The sequence below is a fragment of the Streptomyces sp. 8K308 genome (assembly GCF_004348315.1).
GTDB lineage: Bacteria > Actinomycetota > Actinomycetes > Streptomycetales > Streptomycetaceae > Streptomyces.
In genome coordinates this window covers 1-14629 of record NZ_SMKC01000167.1, presented here as the reverse complement: position 1 = coordinate 14629, position 14629 = coordinate 1, and the positions used below count along the sequence as shown (strand labels likewise).

General features: G+C 70.1%; 14 protein-coding genes, 1 tRNA gene and 1 pseudogene. 7 read left to right on the top strand and 9 right to left on the bottom strand.

Going from position 1 to position 14629, the window contains the following annotated elements; translation table 11 throughout:
- Positions 1-205: hypothetical protein (locus E1265_RS38175; protein ID WP_207931158.1), on the bottom strand; the 205-nt coding region annotated here is incomplete at its 3' end.
- Positions 206-227: 22 nt separating this feature from the next.
- Here E1265_RS38175 and E1265_RS21790 point away from each other — a divergent pair.
- From E1265_RS21790 to E1265_RS21780, 3 genes are all read left to right on the top strand, one after another.
- On the top strand, positions 228-1541 hold the full coding sequence (locus E1265_RS21790) for an RICIN domain-containing protein (protein ID WP_132932472.1): 1314 nt from the start codon (positions 228-230) through the stop codon (positions 1539-1541).
- A gap of 81 nt (positions 1542-1622) precedes the next feature.
- Entirely contained in the window at positions 1623-3122 is a 1500-nt protein-coding gene (locus E1265_RS21785; protein WP_132932470.1) for a glycoside hydrolase, read from the top strand.
- 242 nt (positions 3123-3364) lie between these two features.
- Positions 3365-4426, top strand: coding sequence for a rhamnogalacturonan acetylesterase (locus E1265_RS21780; protein WP_243740996.1), 1062 nt, complete (start codon positions 3365-3367; stop codon positions 4424-4426).
- A 407-nt stretch (positions 4427-4833) separates the two neighbouring features.
- Here the strand turns inward: E1265_RS21780 and E1265_RS37200 are convergent.
- Positions 4834-4912: transfer RNA gene (locus E1265_RS37200), tRNA-OTHER, on the bottom strand.
- Positions 4913-5064: 152 nt separating this feature from the next.
- Here E1265_RS37200 and E1265_RS21775 point away from each other — a divergent pair.
- The 4 genes and pseudogenes from E1265_RS21775 to E1265_RS40770 form a co-directional block, all read left to right on the top strand.
- The gene (locus E1265_RS21775; protein ID WP_132932468.1) at positions 5065-5877 is read left to right on the top strand and encodes a hypothetical protein; all 813 of its coding nucleotides are present in this window, start codon (positions 5065-5067) and stop codon (positions 5875-5877) included.
- A gap of 389 nt (positions 5878-6266) precedes the next feature.
- Positions 6267-6533, top strand: a complete 267-nt coding sequence (locus tag E1265_RS38170; protein WP_207931157.1) for a hypothetical protein — start codon at positions 6267-6269, stop codon at positions 6531-6533.
- A 298-nt stretch (positions 6534-6831) separates the two neighbouring features.
- On the top strand, positions 6832-7683 hold the full coding sequence (locus E1265_RS38165; RefSeq protein WP_207931156.1) for a hypothetical protein: 852 nt from the start codon (positions 6832-6834) through the stop codon (positions 7681-7683).
- A gap of 417 nt (positions 7684-8100) precedes the next feature.
- Positions 8101-8190 (top strand): annotated as a pseudogene (locus E1265_RS40770) (phosphoglycolate phosphatase); the annotation flags it as partial.
- Positions 8191-9051: 861 nt separating this feature from the next.
- On the opposite strand, the gene E1265_RS21760 reads toward E1265_RS40770, so the two are convergent.
- From E1265_RS21760 to E1265_RS21730, 7 genes are all read right to left on the bottom strand, one after another.
- The gene (locus E1265_RS21760; protein ID WP_132932466.1) at positions 9052-10086 is read right to left on the bottom strand and encodes a thioesterase domain-containing protein; all 1035 of its coding nucleotides are present in this window, start codon (positions 10084-10086) and stop codon (positions 9052-9054) included.
- A gap of 14 nt (positions 10087-10100) precedes the next feature.
- Complete coding sequence (locus tag E1265_RS21755) at positions 10101-10361, bottom strand: hypothetical protein (RefSeq protein ID WP_132932464.1); 261 nt, start codon at positions 10359-10361, stop codon at positions 10101-10103.
- Positions 10362-10448: 87 nt separating this feature from the next.
- Positions 10449-11678, bottom strand: a complete 1230-nt coding sequence (locus tag E1265_RS21750) for an MFS transporter (RefSeq protein WP_132932463.1) — start codon at positions 11676-11678, stop codon at positions 10449-10451.
- Positions 11679-11706: 28 nt separating this feature from the next.
- Complete coding sequence (locus E1265_RS21745) at positions 11707-12315, bottom strand: TIGR00730 family Rossman fold protein (RefSeq protein ID WP_132932461.1); 609 nt, start codon at positions 12313-12315, stop codon at positions 11707-11709.
- Positions 12316-12373: 58 nt separating this feature from the next.
- Positions 12374-13684 carry a Zn-dependent hydrolase gene (locus tag E1265_RS21740; RefSeq protein ID WP_132932459.1) on the bottom strand — a complete coding sequence of 437 codons (1311 nt, stop codon included), beginning with the start codon at positions 13682-13684 and terminating at the stop codon, positions 12374-12376.
- On the bottom strand, positions 13677-13895 hold the full coding sequence (locus tag E1265_RS21735; protein ID WP_132932457.1) for an MbtH family NRPS accessory protein: 219 nt from the start codon (positions 13893-13895) through the stop codon (positions 13677-13679). The genes E1265_RS21740 and E1265_RS21735 overlap by 8 nt, the downstream gene beginning before the upstream one ends.
- Positions 13896-13968: 73 nt before the next feature.
- Positions 13969-14629: condensation domain-containing protein (locus tag E1265_RS21730; RefSeq protein WP_132932455.1), on the bottom strand; the 661-nt coding region annotated here is incomplete at its 5' end.

Below are 14629 nucleotides of genomic sequence, written 5' to 3'. Positions count from 1 at the left end.
GGCCCACCCAGCACTCCGGCCCGCGCCACTCGGCGGCGGCCCCGCCCCCAGCCGCCGAACCAAGCGGGCGGAGGACGCGGGACGTCACGTTCCACCAGAGCGGCGCGAGAGCCGCCACCGCCCATGCCTCGCGGCCCGCACCGCGGGCGGCGCGCACGGTCGGCGCGCGTGGTCGGCGGGGCCGGGCCACGACCTCCAGGCACATCCCTTCTCTCCCAGGAGTCATCATGGCGATGCGACGACGCACCTTCCTGAACCTGAGCGCGGCCACCGCGGTGGCCACCGGCGTGTCCCTGCTCGGCGCAGGACAGGCATCTGCCGCAATCGGGCCGCTGGACACGGCGCCGACCACGCCGTTCGCGGTCGGCGTGCGCCGGTATGACTGGACCCGTGGCAGCCGCCCGTGCACCACCTACGTCTACTACCCGGCCACCGGTACCCCCGGTGGCAACCCGGTGACGAACGCCCCGGTCGCAGGCGGTGTCTTCCCCGTCTACAACTTCACCCATGGCTTCCAAAGCAGCCCGCAGAACTCCCTGTTCATCATCCGGGCCCTGGCCGCGGCGGGCTTCATCGTCCCGGCCCCGCACTTCAACCACAACTTCAACGACGTCTACAACGGCAACACCTCGAATGACGTCTCGCACATCCTCACCCAGACCCTCGCCCTCAACACGAGCGGACCGTTGGCCGGGCACATCAACACTGGCACCGGCGTCGGCGTGTCGGGCCACTCCCTGGGCGGCATGATCACCCACGGCCTGCTTACCTCCTGGCCCGACAGCCGGATCATCTCCGCCAACCCGCAGTCCTGCGAGGACATGGGCAACCCCGCCGCCTCGGTCTCCGCCAAGGTCCTGTTCGTCCACGGCGACCGGGACTCGACCACGCAGTACTCCTCGGCCCGGCAGGCGTACACGGAGATGACCTGGCCCAAGGCGTTCCTCACCTTCGTCGGCGGCAGCCACACCAGCTTCTGGAGCGACAACCGTTTCCCGAACACCGTCGTTGACTGGGCCCGCTGGACAATGTATGGCGACACCGCCGCGCGGGACCGCCTCCCGGCCGACGCCGCCGGGCCCAATACCAGGTGGGAAGCCCAGCTGGGTGACTCGCCCGGCGGCCCGGCCTACTACCGCCTGATCGCCCAGCACAGCGGCAAAGCGGCCGACATCAGCGAGATGTCCACCGCGGCCGGGGCACGACTCATCCAGTGGATGACCGGGAGCGGACTCAACCAGCAGTTCGAGTTCCTCGACTCCGGAGACGGCCACGTCCGCATCAGGGCCCGCCACTCGGGCCTGGTGCTTCAGGCCGCCGGCAACGAAGGCGGCGCCGACATCACCCAGCAGCCCGACACCGGTGCCGCCAACCAGCAGTGGCGGATCGTCGACCAGGGCGACGGCACGGTCAGCCTGATCAACCGCGCCAGCGGCCTGGCCATGGACGTCTGGGAGTACTCCACCACCGACGGAGCCCGCGTCTCCCAGTGGACCTACACCGGCGCGGCCAACCAGCGCTTCACACGCCAACGCCTCTGACGGACCGCCGGCACGCGGCCAGGCGGAACACCACCCGGCTCCGGGCGGGCGGCCCACCGCCCGGAGCCGGACCAACACAGCATGACCAACCAACGCGATGACGAGGAGACACTCGTGAAGCGCAGAACGTTGCTGACGACGACCGGCGGTGTGCTGCTGGGCAGCGCCCTGGCCACGGGCACGGCCCACGCGGACACCCTGGTCCGCGTCGAGCCCGGATCGGACTTCGGGCCATGGGAGGGCTGGGGCACGTCCCTGGCCTGGTGGGCCAACGTCTTCGGCGACCGGGACGATTTCGCCGACGCGTTCTTCACCCTGGGCGACGTGGCCTACGGTGGACGGACGCTCCCCGGCCTTGGGCTGACCATCGCCCGGTACAACCTGGGGGCCTGCAGCTGGAACAGCGTGGCCGGGGAGTCGATGGTGGCCTCGCCCAACATCCCCCGGTACAAGCAGATCGAGGGCTTCTGGCAGGACTGGCGCAACGAGGACCCCAACTCCTCGGCCTGGAACTGGACCGTCGACGCGCGGCAGCGCGGCGCACTGACCCGGGCGGTGCGGCGCGGCGCCCAGGCGGAACTGTTCTCGAACTCGCCGATGTGGTGGATGTGCCTGAACCACAACCCCTCGGGCGCGGCCGACGGCGGGAACAACCTTCAATCCTGGAACTACCGGCAGTTCGCCACCTACCTGGCGACCACCGCGCGGCGCGCCCGGGACACCTGGGGCGTGCCGTTCGCCGCGGTGGAGCCGTTCAACGAGCCATCCTCCACCTGGTGGCGAGCCGACGGCACACAGGAGGGCTGCCACATCGACGCCGGCGTCCAGGCGCAGGTCCTGGGGCACCTGCGCGCGGAACTCGACCGGCTGGGGCTCTCCGGCACGCCGATCTCCGCATCCGACGAGACCAGCTACGACCTGGCCCGCACCACCTGGGCATCGTTCAGCGCGTCGACCCGCGCACTGGTGGACCAGGTCAACGTGCACGGCTACCAGGGGGCGAGCGGCCGTCGCGACCTGCTGTACCAGGACGTCAGCAGCGCCGGGAAGAAGCTGTGGAACTCGGAGACGGGCCAGAACGACGCCAGCGGGCTGACCCTGGCCACCAACCTGTTCCTGGACTTCCGCTGGCTCCACCCGACCGCCTGGTGCTACTGGCAGGTGATGGACCCCAGCCCCGGCTGGGCGATGATCGCCTACGATCCGGCGACGCTCCAGCCGGGCGCCGTACAGACGAAGTACTACGTGTACGCGCAGTTCACCCGCCACATCAGGCCCGGCATGCACATCCTCGGCACCAACGCCGGCAACACCGTCGCGGCCTACGACCCGGCGGCCCGCCGGCTGGTGCTGGTCGCGGTCAACCCGGGCCAGGCGCAGACGCTGACGTTCGACCTCTCCCAGTTCGGGCAGGCCGCCGGCGGCACGGGCGGCCAGGTGAGCCGCTGGTCGACGCTGACCTCCGGCAACGGAGACCGCTACACCCACCGCGCGGACCTCCGGATCTCCAACAAGACGGTCAGCGTGCCGTTCGCCGCCGGCGAGATCCAGACCCTCGCCGTGGACAACGTCACCGAGTGACCCACCCGGGGTCGACGGCGCGAGCAGGCGTCAGGCCAAGCCCGTGGCGAACCGCGTCGGCAACCGGATCCGCACCCGTAACCGCACACCTTTGTCCTGACCGTCCCCGTCTTCGGGGCCCCACCCCCACGACATCTGAGACGCCGGCCACGACCACGATCACGGTGGTGAGCCTTGCGTTGGTCAGCGCGTTCCGGGGCGCCCGAACGAGCTGGACTCATCTGCCGAACCGAGGAGCCCCCGTGACACGAGCCCGCGCCGTACTGCTTCGCGCCACTGTCCTCACCATCGCCTGCTCCACCCTGGTGACCGCCCTCTCGGTCGCCCCCGCACTCGCCGCCGGTCATGGCGCCTCGGCGGTCGAGAACTGCACCGGCACCGCGCCCGTCGTCTGCCACTTCGACGTCCCTCCTGGCACCTATGACGTCACCGCGGTCCTGGGCGGGGCGCAGGCTGGCAGCACGGTGGTCACCGCCGAGGCGCGGCGCGTGATGCTCGCCGCGACGGCGACCGGCGCTGGAGAGCAGGTGAGGGAGAGTTTCACCGTCAACGTGCGCGATCCGGAGGGGCAGCCGACCAGGCCGGGCGGAAGCCCCGGGCTCGACCTGTACTTCGGCGGCCAGGTGCCGCGGCTGAGCGACCTCACCGTCACCCCCAGCGATCATGCGCAGCTCTTCCTCGCCGGGGACTCCACCGTCTGCGACCAGGAGACCGCCCCGTACACGGGGTGGGGGCAGATGCTGCCGCAGTTCTTCACCCAGGGCCTGTCGGTCGCCAACCACGCCGACTCCGGCGAGAGCGCCGGCTCTTTCCTGGCCAACTCCCGGCTCTTCCCGGCGATGCGCCCGCTCATCGGAGACGGGGACGTGGTGCTCATCCAGTTCGGACACAACGACAAGCAGACGACCGCCCAGAGTTTCCGCACCAGCCTCAACGGGCTGATCGACGGCGTACGGGCCCGAGGCGGCACACCCGTCCTCGTCACACCGATCGTCCGCCGCTGGTTCAACACCGACGGCACGCTGAACAACGGCACCGCCCTGCACGTCAACGCACTCGGCGTGAACCTCCCGGCCGAGATGCGCCGCCTCGCCGCCGAGCGGGGCGTGGCACTCATCGACCTCACCCAGCTCACCAGGCAGCGCGTGGAGGAACTCGGCCCGCAGGCGTCCAGAGCCCTCTACCTCACCAATGAGGCAGGCGACAACACCCACACCTCGGAACGCGGCGCGACCGAGTTCTCCCACCTCGTCCTCCGCCAACTCGCGGCTCAGAACCTGATCCCCGCAGAGCTGATCCGATGAGCAGTCGGAAGACCTGACCTGCGAGCGGACCGTCAACGCGACCGGTCTCGGCTGACTTCAGGAAGCGTTCGACTCGGTCTTACGGCTGAAGCCGAGGGGCGGCGGAGGCTGGGCACAGCCTCGCGGTGTTGTTCCGCGTCTACGCCAAGGTCCTCGCGCAGAACGAGGAGCGCTCCAACCAGCGCATCGAGGCCGCGATGCGCGAGTGGGACGACGCCGACAGCTAGCCAGAAGACCGTCCCCCTGGGGGACACCTGGGGGCAGAAACTGACTAGGGCTGGGAAAGGCCGCGAGACAGACGGCAACAAACGCCGCGTTTCGATTCTCGTTTGAGGGCGGCGTTCCTGGGCAGTAAAACAGCCCCCCGACCCGGCGTATTCGCTGGTCAGAGGGCTGCCTCTGCGCTGTGGCGGCGCCAGGGTTCGAACCTGGGTAGGCTGAGCCGGCAGATTTACAGTGGGCTCAACCTCACCCCGCCACACCGCCTCCGACCTGCGCCTTTCCCACCCCAAGCCGGCCAGGCCGCGTTCCTTGACCAGCCAGCCGCAGCCCGCCCTCGACCACCAGCAGCACGTAGTCGCGCGATAGGGTGTTCGATCGCGGCGCTCGAACACGTGCGCCCTCATTGCACTCGGGGTATGCGCAACATGAGCGGCAACAGAAACGTCCTGGGCAGGTTGCCGCGTCTCGTCACCCGTCCGCTCACCATAGCGTCGGAGCGGGTGTCGTCCATCAGGCCCGACCGCGTGCAGGATCGGATCGTCCACGCACTGCAGTGGAGCCGTACGGCCCTCGGTCTGACGGCAACGGTGTGGCTGGTGATGGCCTACCCGATGAAAGTGGGCCGCGAGGACTTCGTGATGGGCAAGCTGGAGGATCTGCTGATCAGCTGCGGGATCACGTTCGGGGTCGGGCTCCTCGCGGTGACCGCCTTCATCTCGGCGGCCCGCGCACCGCTCGGCCGCCGCTACGCGTCCTGTCTGCTCGGGCCCGGGTACTGCGTGGTCATGATTCTGTGCGGTGCCGGGCTGTGCTGGCTGACCTGGAAGACGTTGCGGGGAGAACTCTTCTCCTTCGACATCGTCCCCGGCGATCAAAGCTGGCTGATCAGTGTGCTGCTCGTGGTGGGGCAAGGCGTAGGCGGACTTATCTGTCTGATCCTCCTGCTGTGCGCCATCCCCTTCACCGTGGTCGTCCTGGTCTACGGGGTGAACTCCTGCTTCCGCCTCGGCGACGTCCACGATCTACTGCCGGCCCTGCTCTCCCCGCTCATGGTCTGGTCCCTCTTCATCCTCAATTTCTCCGACGGCCCCGACGTGGCCGCCCCGCCCTCGATCCTCTACACCTTCCTTCTGGGCGGCCCGGTGTCGGTGACCCTGCTGTCGGTCTGGGAAACCTACCGCCTCCGCCGCCGCTACGGGCTGACCCTGCGCACGGCGCTTGGGCGGTAGGCCGGGCGACCGAGCGACGAACGATTCCCGTAACAGATGAGCTCTGCGTGGCCGCGCCGGCCAGCGCAATGAGTGCCCACGCGGCGAGGGGTGCGGCCGGCCGACCCCCTCGTCAGCCGCGTATCGAACCCGTCGAAGAGGACTTCCGCGGCGAGTTCGCAGCAGGCGAGCGCGGCAGCAGGCGGGGACTTCTGCCCCGCTACCTTGAGAAGGACGATCTGACTGCGGCGGCCCCGACCGCGGTTCGCCGAGTGGGGGCATGAGCACGGCTGTGCACTTTCGCTCTTGGGCCGCGCATTGCGGAGGGCTCACGCCGGGTTGACCTTTGGTAACCCAGCAGGCAGCCTCTGAGCTGCGGTACACGAAGCCGCGAAAGGGGGAGGTTTCGCTTGGCCTTCAAGGCAACGGAGGAACAGCAGGCGGCGCGGGAGGTGTTTGCGGCGGGTCGGGACCTGGCGCTCGTGGCCGGCGCCGGGACAGGGAAGACGTCCACCCTCATGCTGATGGGAGCCTCCACCAGGAAGCGCGGCCTGTATGTGGCCTTCAACCGGGCCATCGCCGACGATGCCCGTAGCCGCTTCGGCTCCAACGTCGACTGCCGAACCGCCCACTCCTCGCCTTCACCGCGGTCGGGCACAGCTACCGGGAGCGTCTGAACGCCTCGGCCCGCATCCCCGCCAAGGAGACCGCGCGACTGCTCGGCATCGTTCGAGACCTCGACGTGGACTCCCGCCGCATCACGCGCAGCCACCAGGCGCGGCTGGTGATGGACATGATCCGCAGGTTCTGCCACAACACCGACCGCGAAGTCAGGCCCGGCAGCTGGATCGCGTCAACGGTCTTGACTACCAGGCGCAAGAGTACGTCGCCCGCACACTGCTGCCCTACGCAGCCAGGGCGTGGCAGGACATTCGGTCCCTCGACGGCAGGCTCCGGTTCGAGCACGACCACTACATGAAGATGTGGGCACCGCACGCCATCGACTTCCGGCTCAGGCTCTCACTCGGCTGCCATCTGGGCCCGGCCGTGACACACGGTGTGCACGCCCTCGGTGGCGGCACTCCCCTCCCGGGGGTGCCGCGACCGGAGACCAGAGCCGTGCTCCACACGGCAGGCCAGGAGCTGCTGGCGACCGTGGACGCCCACCTGGCTGGCTCCCAGGTCCTGCCTGAGGAGGACCTGGGCAGGCTGTGCTTCGTCGCCGCCTTCTACAAGGACATCTTCCGCACGGGCGAAGTCCGCCGGTTCAGCATGCTTGCCGACGCCACGCCCACCACGAGCCTCGACGAGCTCACCGCAAGCGTCCCCGTCTACGCCGTCGACGACATCGGCCGGCAGATGGAACTCGCGGAAGGTCTCTTCGAGCGCTTCCGCGCATATCCGCCCCCAGCCAGGCTCTGCGGACCGATGTTCGCCGGCAGCCAGGACCTCGGCGGCGCCGACGCGGACTTCATCCTCGGCGGCCTGCTGCTGGACTGCAAAGCGACCACCCGACCACGCCGCCTCGGCACCGAGGAGATCTACCAACTCGCCGGCTACCTGCTCCTCGACTACGACGACCGATTCGGCATCAACCAGGTGGGTTCGTACCTGTCACGACAAGGTGCGCTCGTCACCTGGCACGTCCAGGAGTTCCTGCAACGCCTCGGAGCGAGCTATCCGCTCTCCGTACTACGCGCAAGGCTCAGAGCGCACCTGCGCCACGCGCGAGCACAACACCCCAGCAACCGGACCGAGCATTCTGTCCCCCTGCCGCCGACGAAGAGCATCAACGCCACCACACAGGTCGGGTGGCGGGGGCCGTGATCCGCCGCATACAGGCCGCGGAGCTGTGCGCCGGTGGCCGCTCCGAGAGCGATCCCCACTGGCTGTACTGGATCAACGAAGGCGAAATCCGAGGACAGGCGGGAAGCTGCTACCTGGACTTGGGTGACCACGCACGCGCCGTAGAAAGCCTCACGGCCGCAGAGGCGGCGATCAACTCCACCGAGTTGCGAACCCGGGCCCAGTTCCTCACCCGCGCCGCCACCGCGCACCTCCGCATGGGAGACATCGAGGCGGCCTGCGCCACGGCGCACGACGCCCTGTCACGAGCCGAACAGCTCCAGTCCGCCCGACTCAACGAACCGTGCGGGAGTTCACCGACGAACTCGCCGCGGCCGGCGACGCCGCCCACGCCGCCGACGTCACCGAGCGGGCCGCCACCCTGATACGGACGGAGCCCTGACCGTGGCCGACACCGTGCTCGCCCTGTGGGACATCGACCGCACCCTCCTGTACGTCGGCGACACCGACCGACAGGTCTACCGCGAGCCGACCCAGTGCCCAATCGGACGCCACCGAGGTGGTGGCCGGCGTGGAACCGTGCGCGGAGCATTCCGCCTACCCGGTTCGGCCCCGAGGAGATTCCCCACGACGATGGCACTGCCGGACCGCTCGTTCCTACCGTCAGGGGCGATGGTCGCGGGGATCTGGGGCGACCGAGAGCCGATCTTCGTCATCGGCCCGACGGGCGTGCCCTGCATGGTGTGGGGCGGCGCGACCGGCCTCCGGGTCGTCGACATGTCGACGGACGACGGCGCGATTTCCGTGACCCTGAACGCGGGCGGCACCCTGCCGGCCACCACTCATGGGTGCGAGTACGTCCTTGGCGCCCGGTCCTTCGTGACCCGCCGACACCGGGATCAACAGTCCGAATGCTTCGATCCGTCGGTGCACCCCCGTGGAGCAGCTACTGACGAACACGCCCGGGTACTACGCGGCCCTCGTCGCTCTTCCCGAGAACGGCCCTTCCCTGTACGGCACCGGGGAAGGCGTCAGCCTCTTCGTCTACACCCTCGGGCCTAACGGTACGTACGGAACGGGCAGTCGCTGACCTGTTCTCTGCCGGACGCCTCCCTATGCGCCGCGAGCTTCGGCGACTTCCTCGAGGAGACCGGCCGAATGGCCGAAGTGCCGCCGGAGGACCGCGAACGACTGATTGAACGGATCGCGGCGTTCGTACGGCAGCATCTCGAGCCATGACCGGCGTCCCCGATCGTCTGGATCACCCGTGCAGGCCCACGCTCGAAGGTGCCCGTGTCAGTTTCCCTTGATCGCCATCTGGGGCGTGCACCTGGCGGGGATGTGAGGTGTGTGGTGAAGGTGTCCAGAGGGCCGGGGGGCGTTCGACGACTACCAACCGGGAGGGGAGTGGTCTGTCCCGTCGGCCAGTTCCCGTGCGATGACTCGACCCACTTCGCCCACGGCAGGGGATCGCAACATGTCGTGGTGCGCGGCGTGGACTTGGTGTTCCCGGATGGTCCCAGTCACCGTGGGCTGCCAGAGACCGGCGTGCAGGCCATGGGGGCGGCCCTTGAGTGCGCTGAAGAAGAGCAGGTCGCCGTGGAACTCGTGCGGGGTGCGGTCCCGGACCAAGCGGTCGTTGGCGAGCGCCGCGTCGACCAGGCGGTCGGCGTCGGCCAGCCCTGTTGCCTCGTGCAGGGCGGCGGCGACGCCGGCCCGCCCCAGGACGCTGCCACGCCGGTTCACCAGGGAGACGCTGTCGAGCAGGGAGTCCAGCACTCCAGCGTCCCGGTCGCCGGTGAAGACGGAGACCGGGTAGGCGTCGATGAGGGCAAGCAGGGCGACCCACTCGTTCCGCCGTTGCAGGCTGGTGGCCATGGCCTGGGCGATCAGCCCGCCGAGCGACCAGCCGACCAGTCGGTAGGGCCCGTCCGGCTGGACGCGGCGGACGCGTTCCACGTACTCCTCAGCCAGGTCGTCAAGCGTGCGGTGCGACGTGGCGTTGTCGCCCGTGGACTGCAGGCCGTACAGGGGCTCGTGCGCGCTGAGGTGGGGCAGCAGCGCGGCGTAGCTCCAGCTGAGGCCGAGGATCGGGTGTACGCAGAAGAGTGGGACGCCGTCGCCGGTGGCGCGGAGGGCGAGCAGCGGGTCGGTGCGATCCTCCTCGCCCTGCTGGCCCAGGCGGGCGGCGAGGGCGCGCGGGGTGCGGTAGCGGAGGACGTCCTGGACGCCGAGTCGCCCACTGACCAGGGGGCGCAGGCGGCGCTGCAACCGCACGGCGAGCATGGAGTGGCCGCCCAGTTGGAAGAAGTCGTCGTCGGGGCCGACCCTCTCGACCATGAGCACGGCGGCGAACATCTCGCACAGGAGTTGTTCCGAGGGGCTGAGCCCCTGCCGCACGGGCGGGGGGAGCTGAGCTGTCATCGCTGTCTCGGCTTTCAGCTGGACGGGTGAGGGCGGCGGAGTCCGTCGCGGGTGCGGATGAGGGCGTGTGAGGTGGCGTGGACCGCCGCCCGCACCGAACCGAGGGCACCGGTCAGCAGTTCCAGACAGTCGGCCGGCGGCTGACGGGTCTCCGCCTCGGCCGCCCGCGCCAGCAGGAGCGCGGCCTCCAGCACGGTCAACTGCGCCTCGACCAGCGGTTTCCTGCGGTCCTCGGCGGCCAGGGCGGCCAGGAGAGGAAGCAGGGCCGCGTCCATCGGAGACGTGAGGGGCGGTGGCAGGCGCGGGGAACGACGTCCGGTCCCGTAAGTCTGCCTTGAGGACATGAGCGGCACCTCGTCTCGTCAGCGGGAGTTGGCTCGCGTGGGCGGTTCCGCGAGCCGGTCGGCAAGGGAGGTGGCCACGGCGGGAGGTGGTGGTGGGCGGAGCAGCACCGCGCCGACGCTGCTGATGGCCGCCAGCACGATGGCCGCGTACAGCAGCCGGTAGTCCACGACTCCGACCAGCGCGGCGCCGGCGGCGATGGAGAGCGTCTGGGAGCCGTTGCCGGCCATGTTGACCACGGACTGCACCCGGCCCTGGAGCCGGGAGGGGGCGTAGAGGTGCGTGGCGGTACCCAGCGCCACGAGCACCATGGGCATGCCAACACCGTTGAGGGTGACCCCCGCCAGGAAGAACCCGGGGTCAGGGACGCAACACAGGGCCATGGCGACGGCGACCACGGCGAAGCCCACGCCGCTGATCCACGCTTCCGCGTACCGCTTGACCAGCGGGCCGGCCAGCAGGCCGCCGAGCACGGAGCCGGCTCCCTGAACCGAAGCAGAGACTCCGAGGAAGGCGGCCGACAGGCCGAGCCCCTCGTCGATGGCGGCGAACGACGCGCTCTCCAGCAGGCCAGCGAAGAGCATGAAGCCCGTGAAGGCGGCCGTCAGCCGCAACAGCAGCGGCACGTGGCGCACGTAGCGGAATCCGGCGGCGACCTGGGTGCGGAAGGGTTCCCCGGCCTCGCCGGGTGGCGACTCGGTCACCCGGATCGAGGCCAGCAGCAGCATGGCCACCACGAACGTCAACGTGTCGACCACGGCGAGGAAGCCACCGCCCCAGGTCACGTAGATGCCGGCGCCGACGGCGGGCGACACGATGCGTACGCCCTCCCGGGTGGCGATCAGCAGGGAGCGGGCGTCGGCGGCGTCCTCGGACGGCAACATGTCCTTGAGCAGCGCGCCGCGCGCCGGAGTGGAGAAGAGGACGCCGTAACAGAAGGCGACCAGATAGATGATCCACAGCTGATCGGTCGAGCGGACGGCCAGCAGCGAGAGCACCATCAGGCCCATCCCGCCGTACATCCACAGCAGCAGGGGCTTGCGGTCGACCCGGTCCACCACGTACCCGAGCAGGGGGGCACCGAGCCCCGGCACGGTGAGGAAGAGGAAGACCAGCCCGGCGGCGGCGTCGGAGCCGGTGAGGTCCTTGGCCCAGATGCCCAGCGAGAGGTACATGGCGCTGTCCCCGAAGCTGGAGACCGTCTCACCGATCAGGAGGCGCCGAAACCGTGCGTCGCGCAGTAGCCTCATGCCCTCTCACTCCCCGCGTGCCGGGCCGTCACAGGGCGGACCCCGCCAGGGGCTGCTTCGTGTCGAGGACGCGACTGTCCGGGGCGAGCAGGTCAAGGGCGTCCTCGACATCGCTCACCGCGTGCACCAGGCGGCGTTCGTCGGCGGAGAGGAAGCCCTCCGCCACCATGTGGTCGAAGAAGGCCAGCAGCGGGGTGAAGTAGCCACTGGCGTTGAGCAGGACCACCGGCTTCTCGTGCACGCCGAGTTGGTTCCAGGTGGCCACCTCCATCAGCTCGTCCATGGTCCCCAGGCCACCCGGCAGTACCGCGAAGGAGCCGGACAGCCGGTACATGAGCGCCTTGCGTTGGTGCATGGAGCGGACGACGAAGATCTCTCCCGGGGCCTGCTGTGCGCGTTCCCGCTCGTGGAGGTCCTGCGGGATGACGCCGGTCACGGCGGCGCCGTTGGCGAGCGCGGCCTCGGCCGCCGCGCCCATCACCCCGACGCCACCCGCGCCGTAGACCATGCCCAGGCCACGACGGCCCAGGGCGGCGCCGAACTTCCGGGCGAGGCCCGTGTGTTCGGGCGTCGTGCCCGGGCGTGCGCCGCAGAAGACGGCGATGACGGACGAGTGGTGCGGCTGGGCAGGGGGCATGGCGGTCTCCCGGGAGTGCGTGGCGGAACGGGTGGGGGGCGCAGGGGGCGGTGTCGGATCACAGCCGAAGGACGGTGTGGAGCAACACGTCGGCGCCGGCGATCAGGTCTTCGGGGGCCGTGCGTTCGGAGGGAACGTGGCTCACGCCGCCGATGCTGGGAACGAAGATCATCCCGACGGGGGCGATGTCGGCGACCACCTGGGCGTCGTGGCCCGCGCCGCTGGGCAACGTCTCGTAGCCCAGACCCAGGTCGCGGGCGGACGAGGCGATGGCGCGGCGCAGCCGCTGGTCCGTGTGCACGGGGTCGGTGCGGATGGCGTCGTGCACGGTGATGTCCAGCTGCTCTCGCCGCGCCAGTGCCGCCAGCTTCTCGCGGAACGCGTCCTCGGCGGCGGCCAGTCGCCGCACCGAGCTGTCCCTGATGTCGACGCTGAGCAGCACCCGCTCGGGGATCGTGTTGGAGGAGTTCGGCGACAGCTCCAGCCTCCCGACGGTCGCCACCCGGCACAGCTCCTCCTCGCTCGCCATGCGGTGCACGGCCAGCACCACGTGGGCGGCACCGACCAGCGGATCGCGGCGGCCTGCCATGGGGGTGGTGCCGGCGTGCCCCGCGGAGCCCGAGATCTCGACCGCGAGCTGGGTACGACCGGTGACGGAGTCCACCACGCCGATCGGCTTTCCCAACCGCTCGAGCACGGGACCCTGCTCGATGTGGAGCTCGAGGTACGCGTCCAGCGAGCCCGGAGGCCAGACGGCCGAGGTGAGATCGGAGAGGTCGCCGCCGGCCAGCCGCAGGGCGTCTCGGAGCGACTGTCCGTGGTAGTCCCGGGGATCCTCGGGCAGGGCGTGCAGTCGCCCGACGAGCGCCATGGAGCCCCAGAAGGGCTGGGGAAACAGCGCGCCCTCCTCGTTGGCGAAGGACACGACGGTGACGTCGCAGCGGGTGGGGATGGCGGACTCGTGCAGGCTGTGCAGGACCTCGAGGGCGGCCAGCACACCGTAGGCGCCGTCGAGTTCGCCGCCGTTGAGGACGGTGTCGAGGTGGGAGCCGAGGAGGAGACGTGGCCGGGCCGCGTGCTGGGCCTCGCTGGGGCCGGGGTCGGGTCGCCGGATGAGCACGTTCCCGGCGGCGTCGGTCCGCGCCAGCAGACCTGCCTGCCGCGCTTCCTTGATCAGGTGGGCGCGCGCGGCGCGGTCCGCCTCACCGAAGCCGGGTCGGTTGATCCCGCCCTGGTCGTCGCGGCCGATGGCGGCGAACCTGCGGATCCGGTCAAGCAGTCGGGGCCCGTTGACCGCGTGCGAGGCCGCCGCCGTGCTCCGTGGCGTTCGGGCCCTGGTGAGCGTGGCCGGCGGGGTGGGGTCAGTCATCCGAGCCCCCCATGGCCGCGATCAGGCTCTTGGGCCGCATGTCCGTCCAGTGGGTCTCGACGTACTCCAGGGCCATGGCGCGGTCGGTCGCGTCCAGGACGGTGCTCCAGCCCGCCGGTACCTCGATGGTGGCGGGCCACAGGGAGTGCTGGCCCTCGGCGTTGACGAGCACCAGGAAGGTCCCGTCGGCGTTGTCAAAGGGGTTGGACATCGAGCTTCTCCTTGGTGATGAGGACGGCGGAGACGGACCTTGGCTTCGGACCCCGGGTGGGCGCAGGCTCTGGTCAGGCGGCGAATTCCCGGATGACCTGGTCGAGTTGGGCAACGATGCGCTCGGCGGTGATCGACTCGAAGAGCTCCGCGCAGTAGCTGAGGTCGCATCGGAGGCCACCGGAAGGGCCTCCCGACTCGAAGGCGAACTGCAGGTCGAACTTGGCGACCGCGAGATCCGTCGGCAGCGCGGCGACGGAGGCCATCCCCAGTCGCGGCAGGACCGCCTCGGCCCGGCCACAGGTCACGTCGGTCTGGAAGAGGGGGTTGAGGTTGGGCCGACGCGGCGGCGCGAGCTCCCGGACCAGCCGGTCGAAGGGGAGGTCCTGGTGGGCGTAGGCGGTCAGTCCCGTCTCCCGGCACCGGGTCACCAGTTCCCGCACACCGGGGTCACCCGAGGTGTCGACGCGCAGCACGACGGTGTTGACGAAGTGGCCGATCAGGTCGTTCAGCTGGGTGTCGACACGGCCGGCCACGGGGGTGCCGAGGGGGATGTCGGTGCCGGCGCCGAGCCGGGTGAGCAGCGCCGCCACGGCGGCCTGAACCACGGTGAGGAGCGTGGTTCCGCACTCGACTGACAGGGCCTCGAGGCGGGACAGCACGTCCCGATCCCAGCCGACGGACAACAACCGGGTGGTGAGCTGCCCCTCGGCCGGCCTTGGTCGGTCGTAGGGG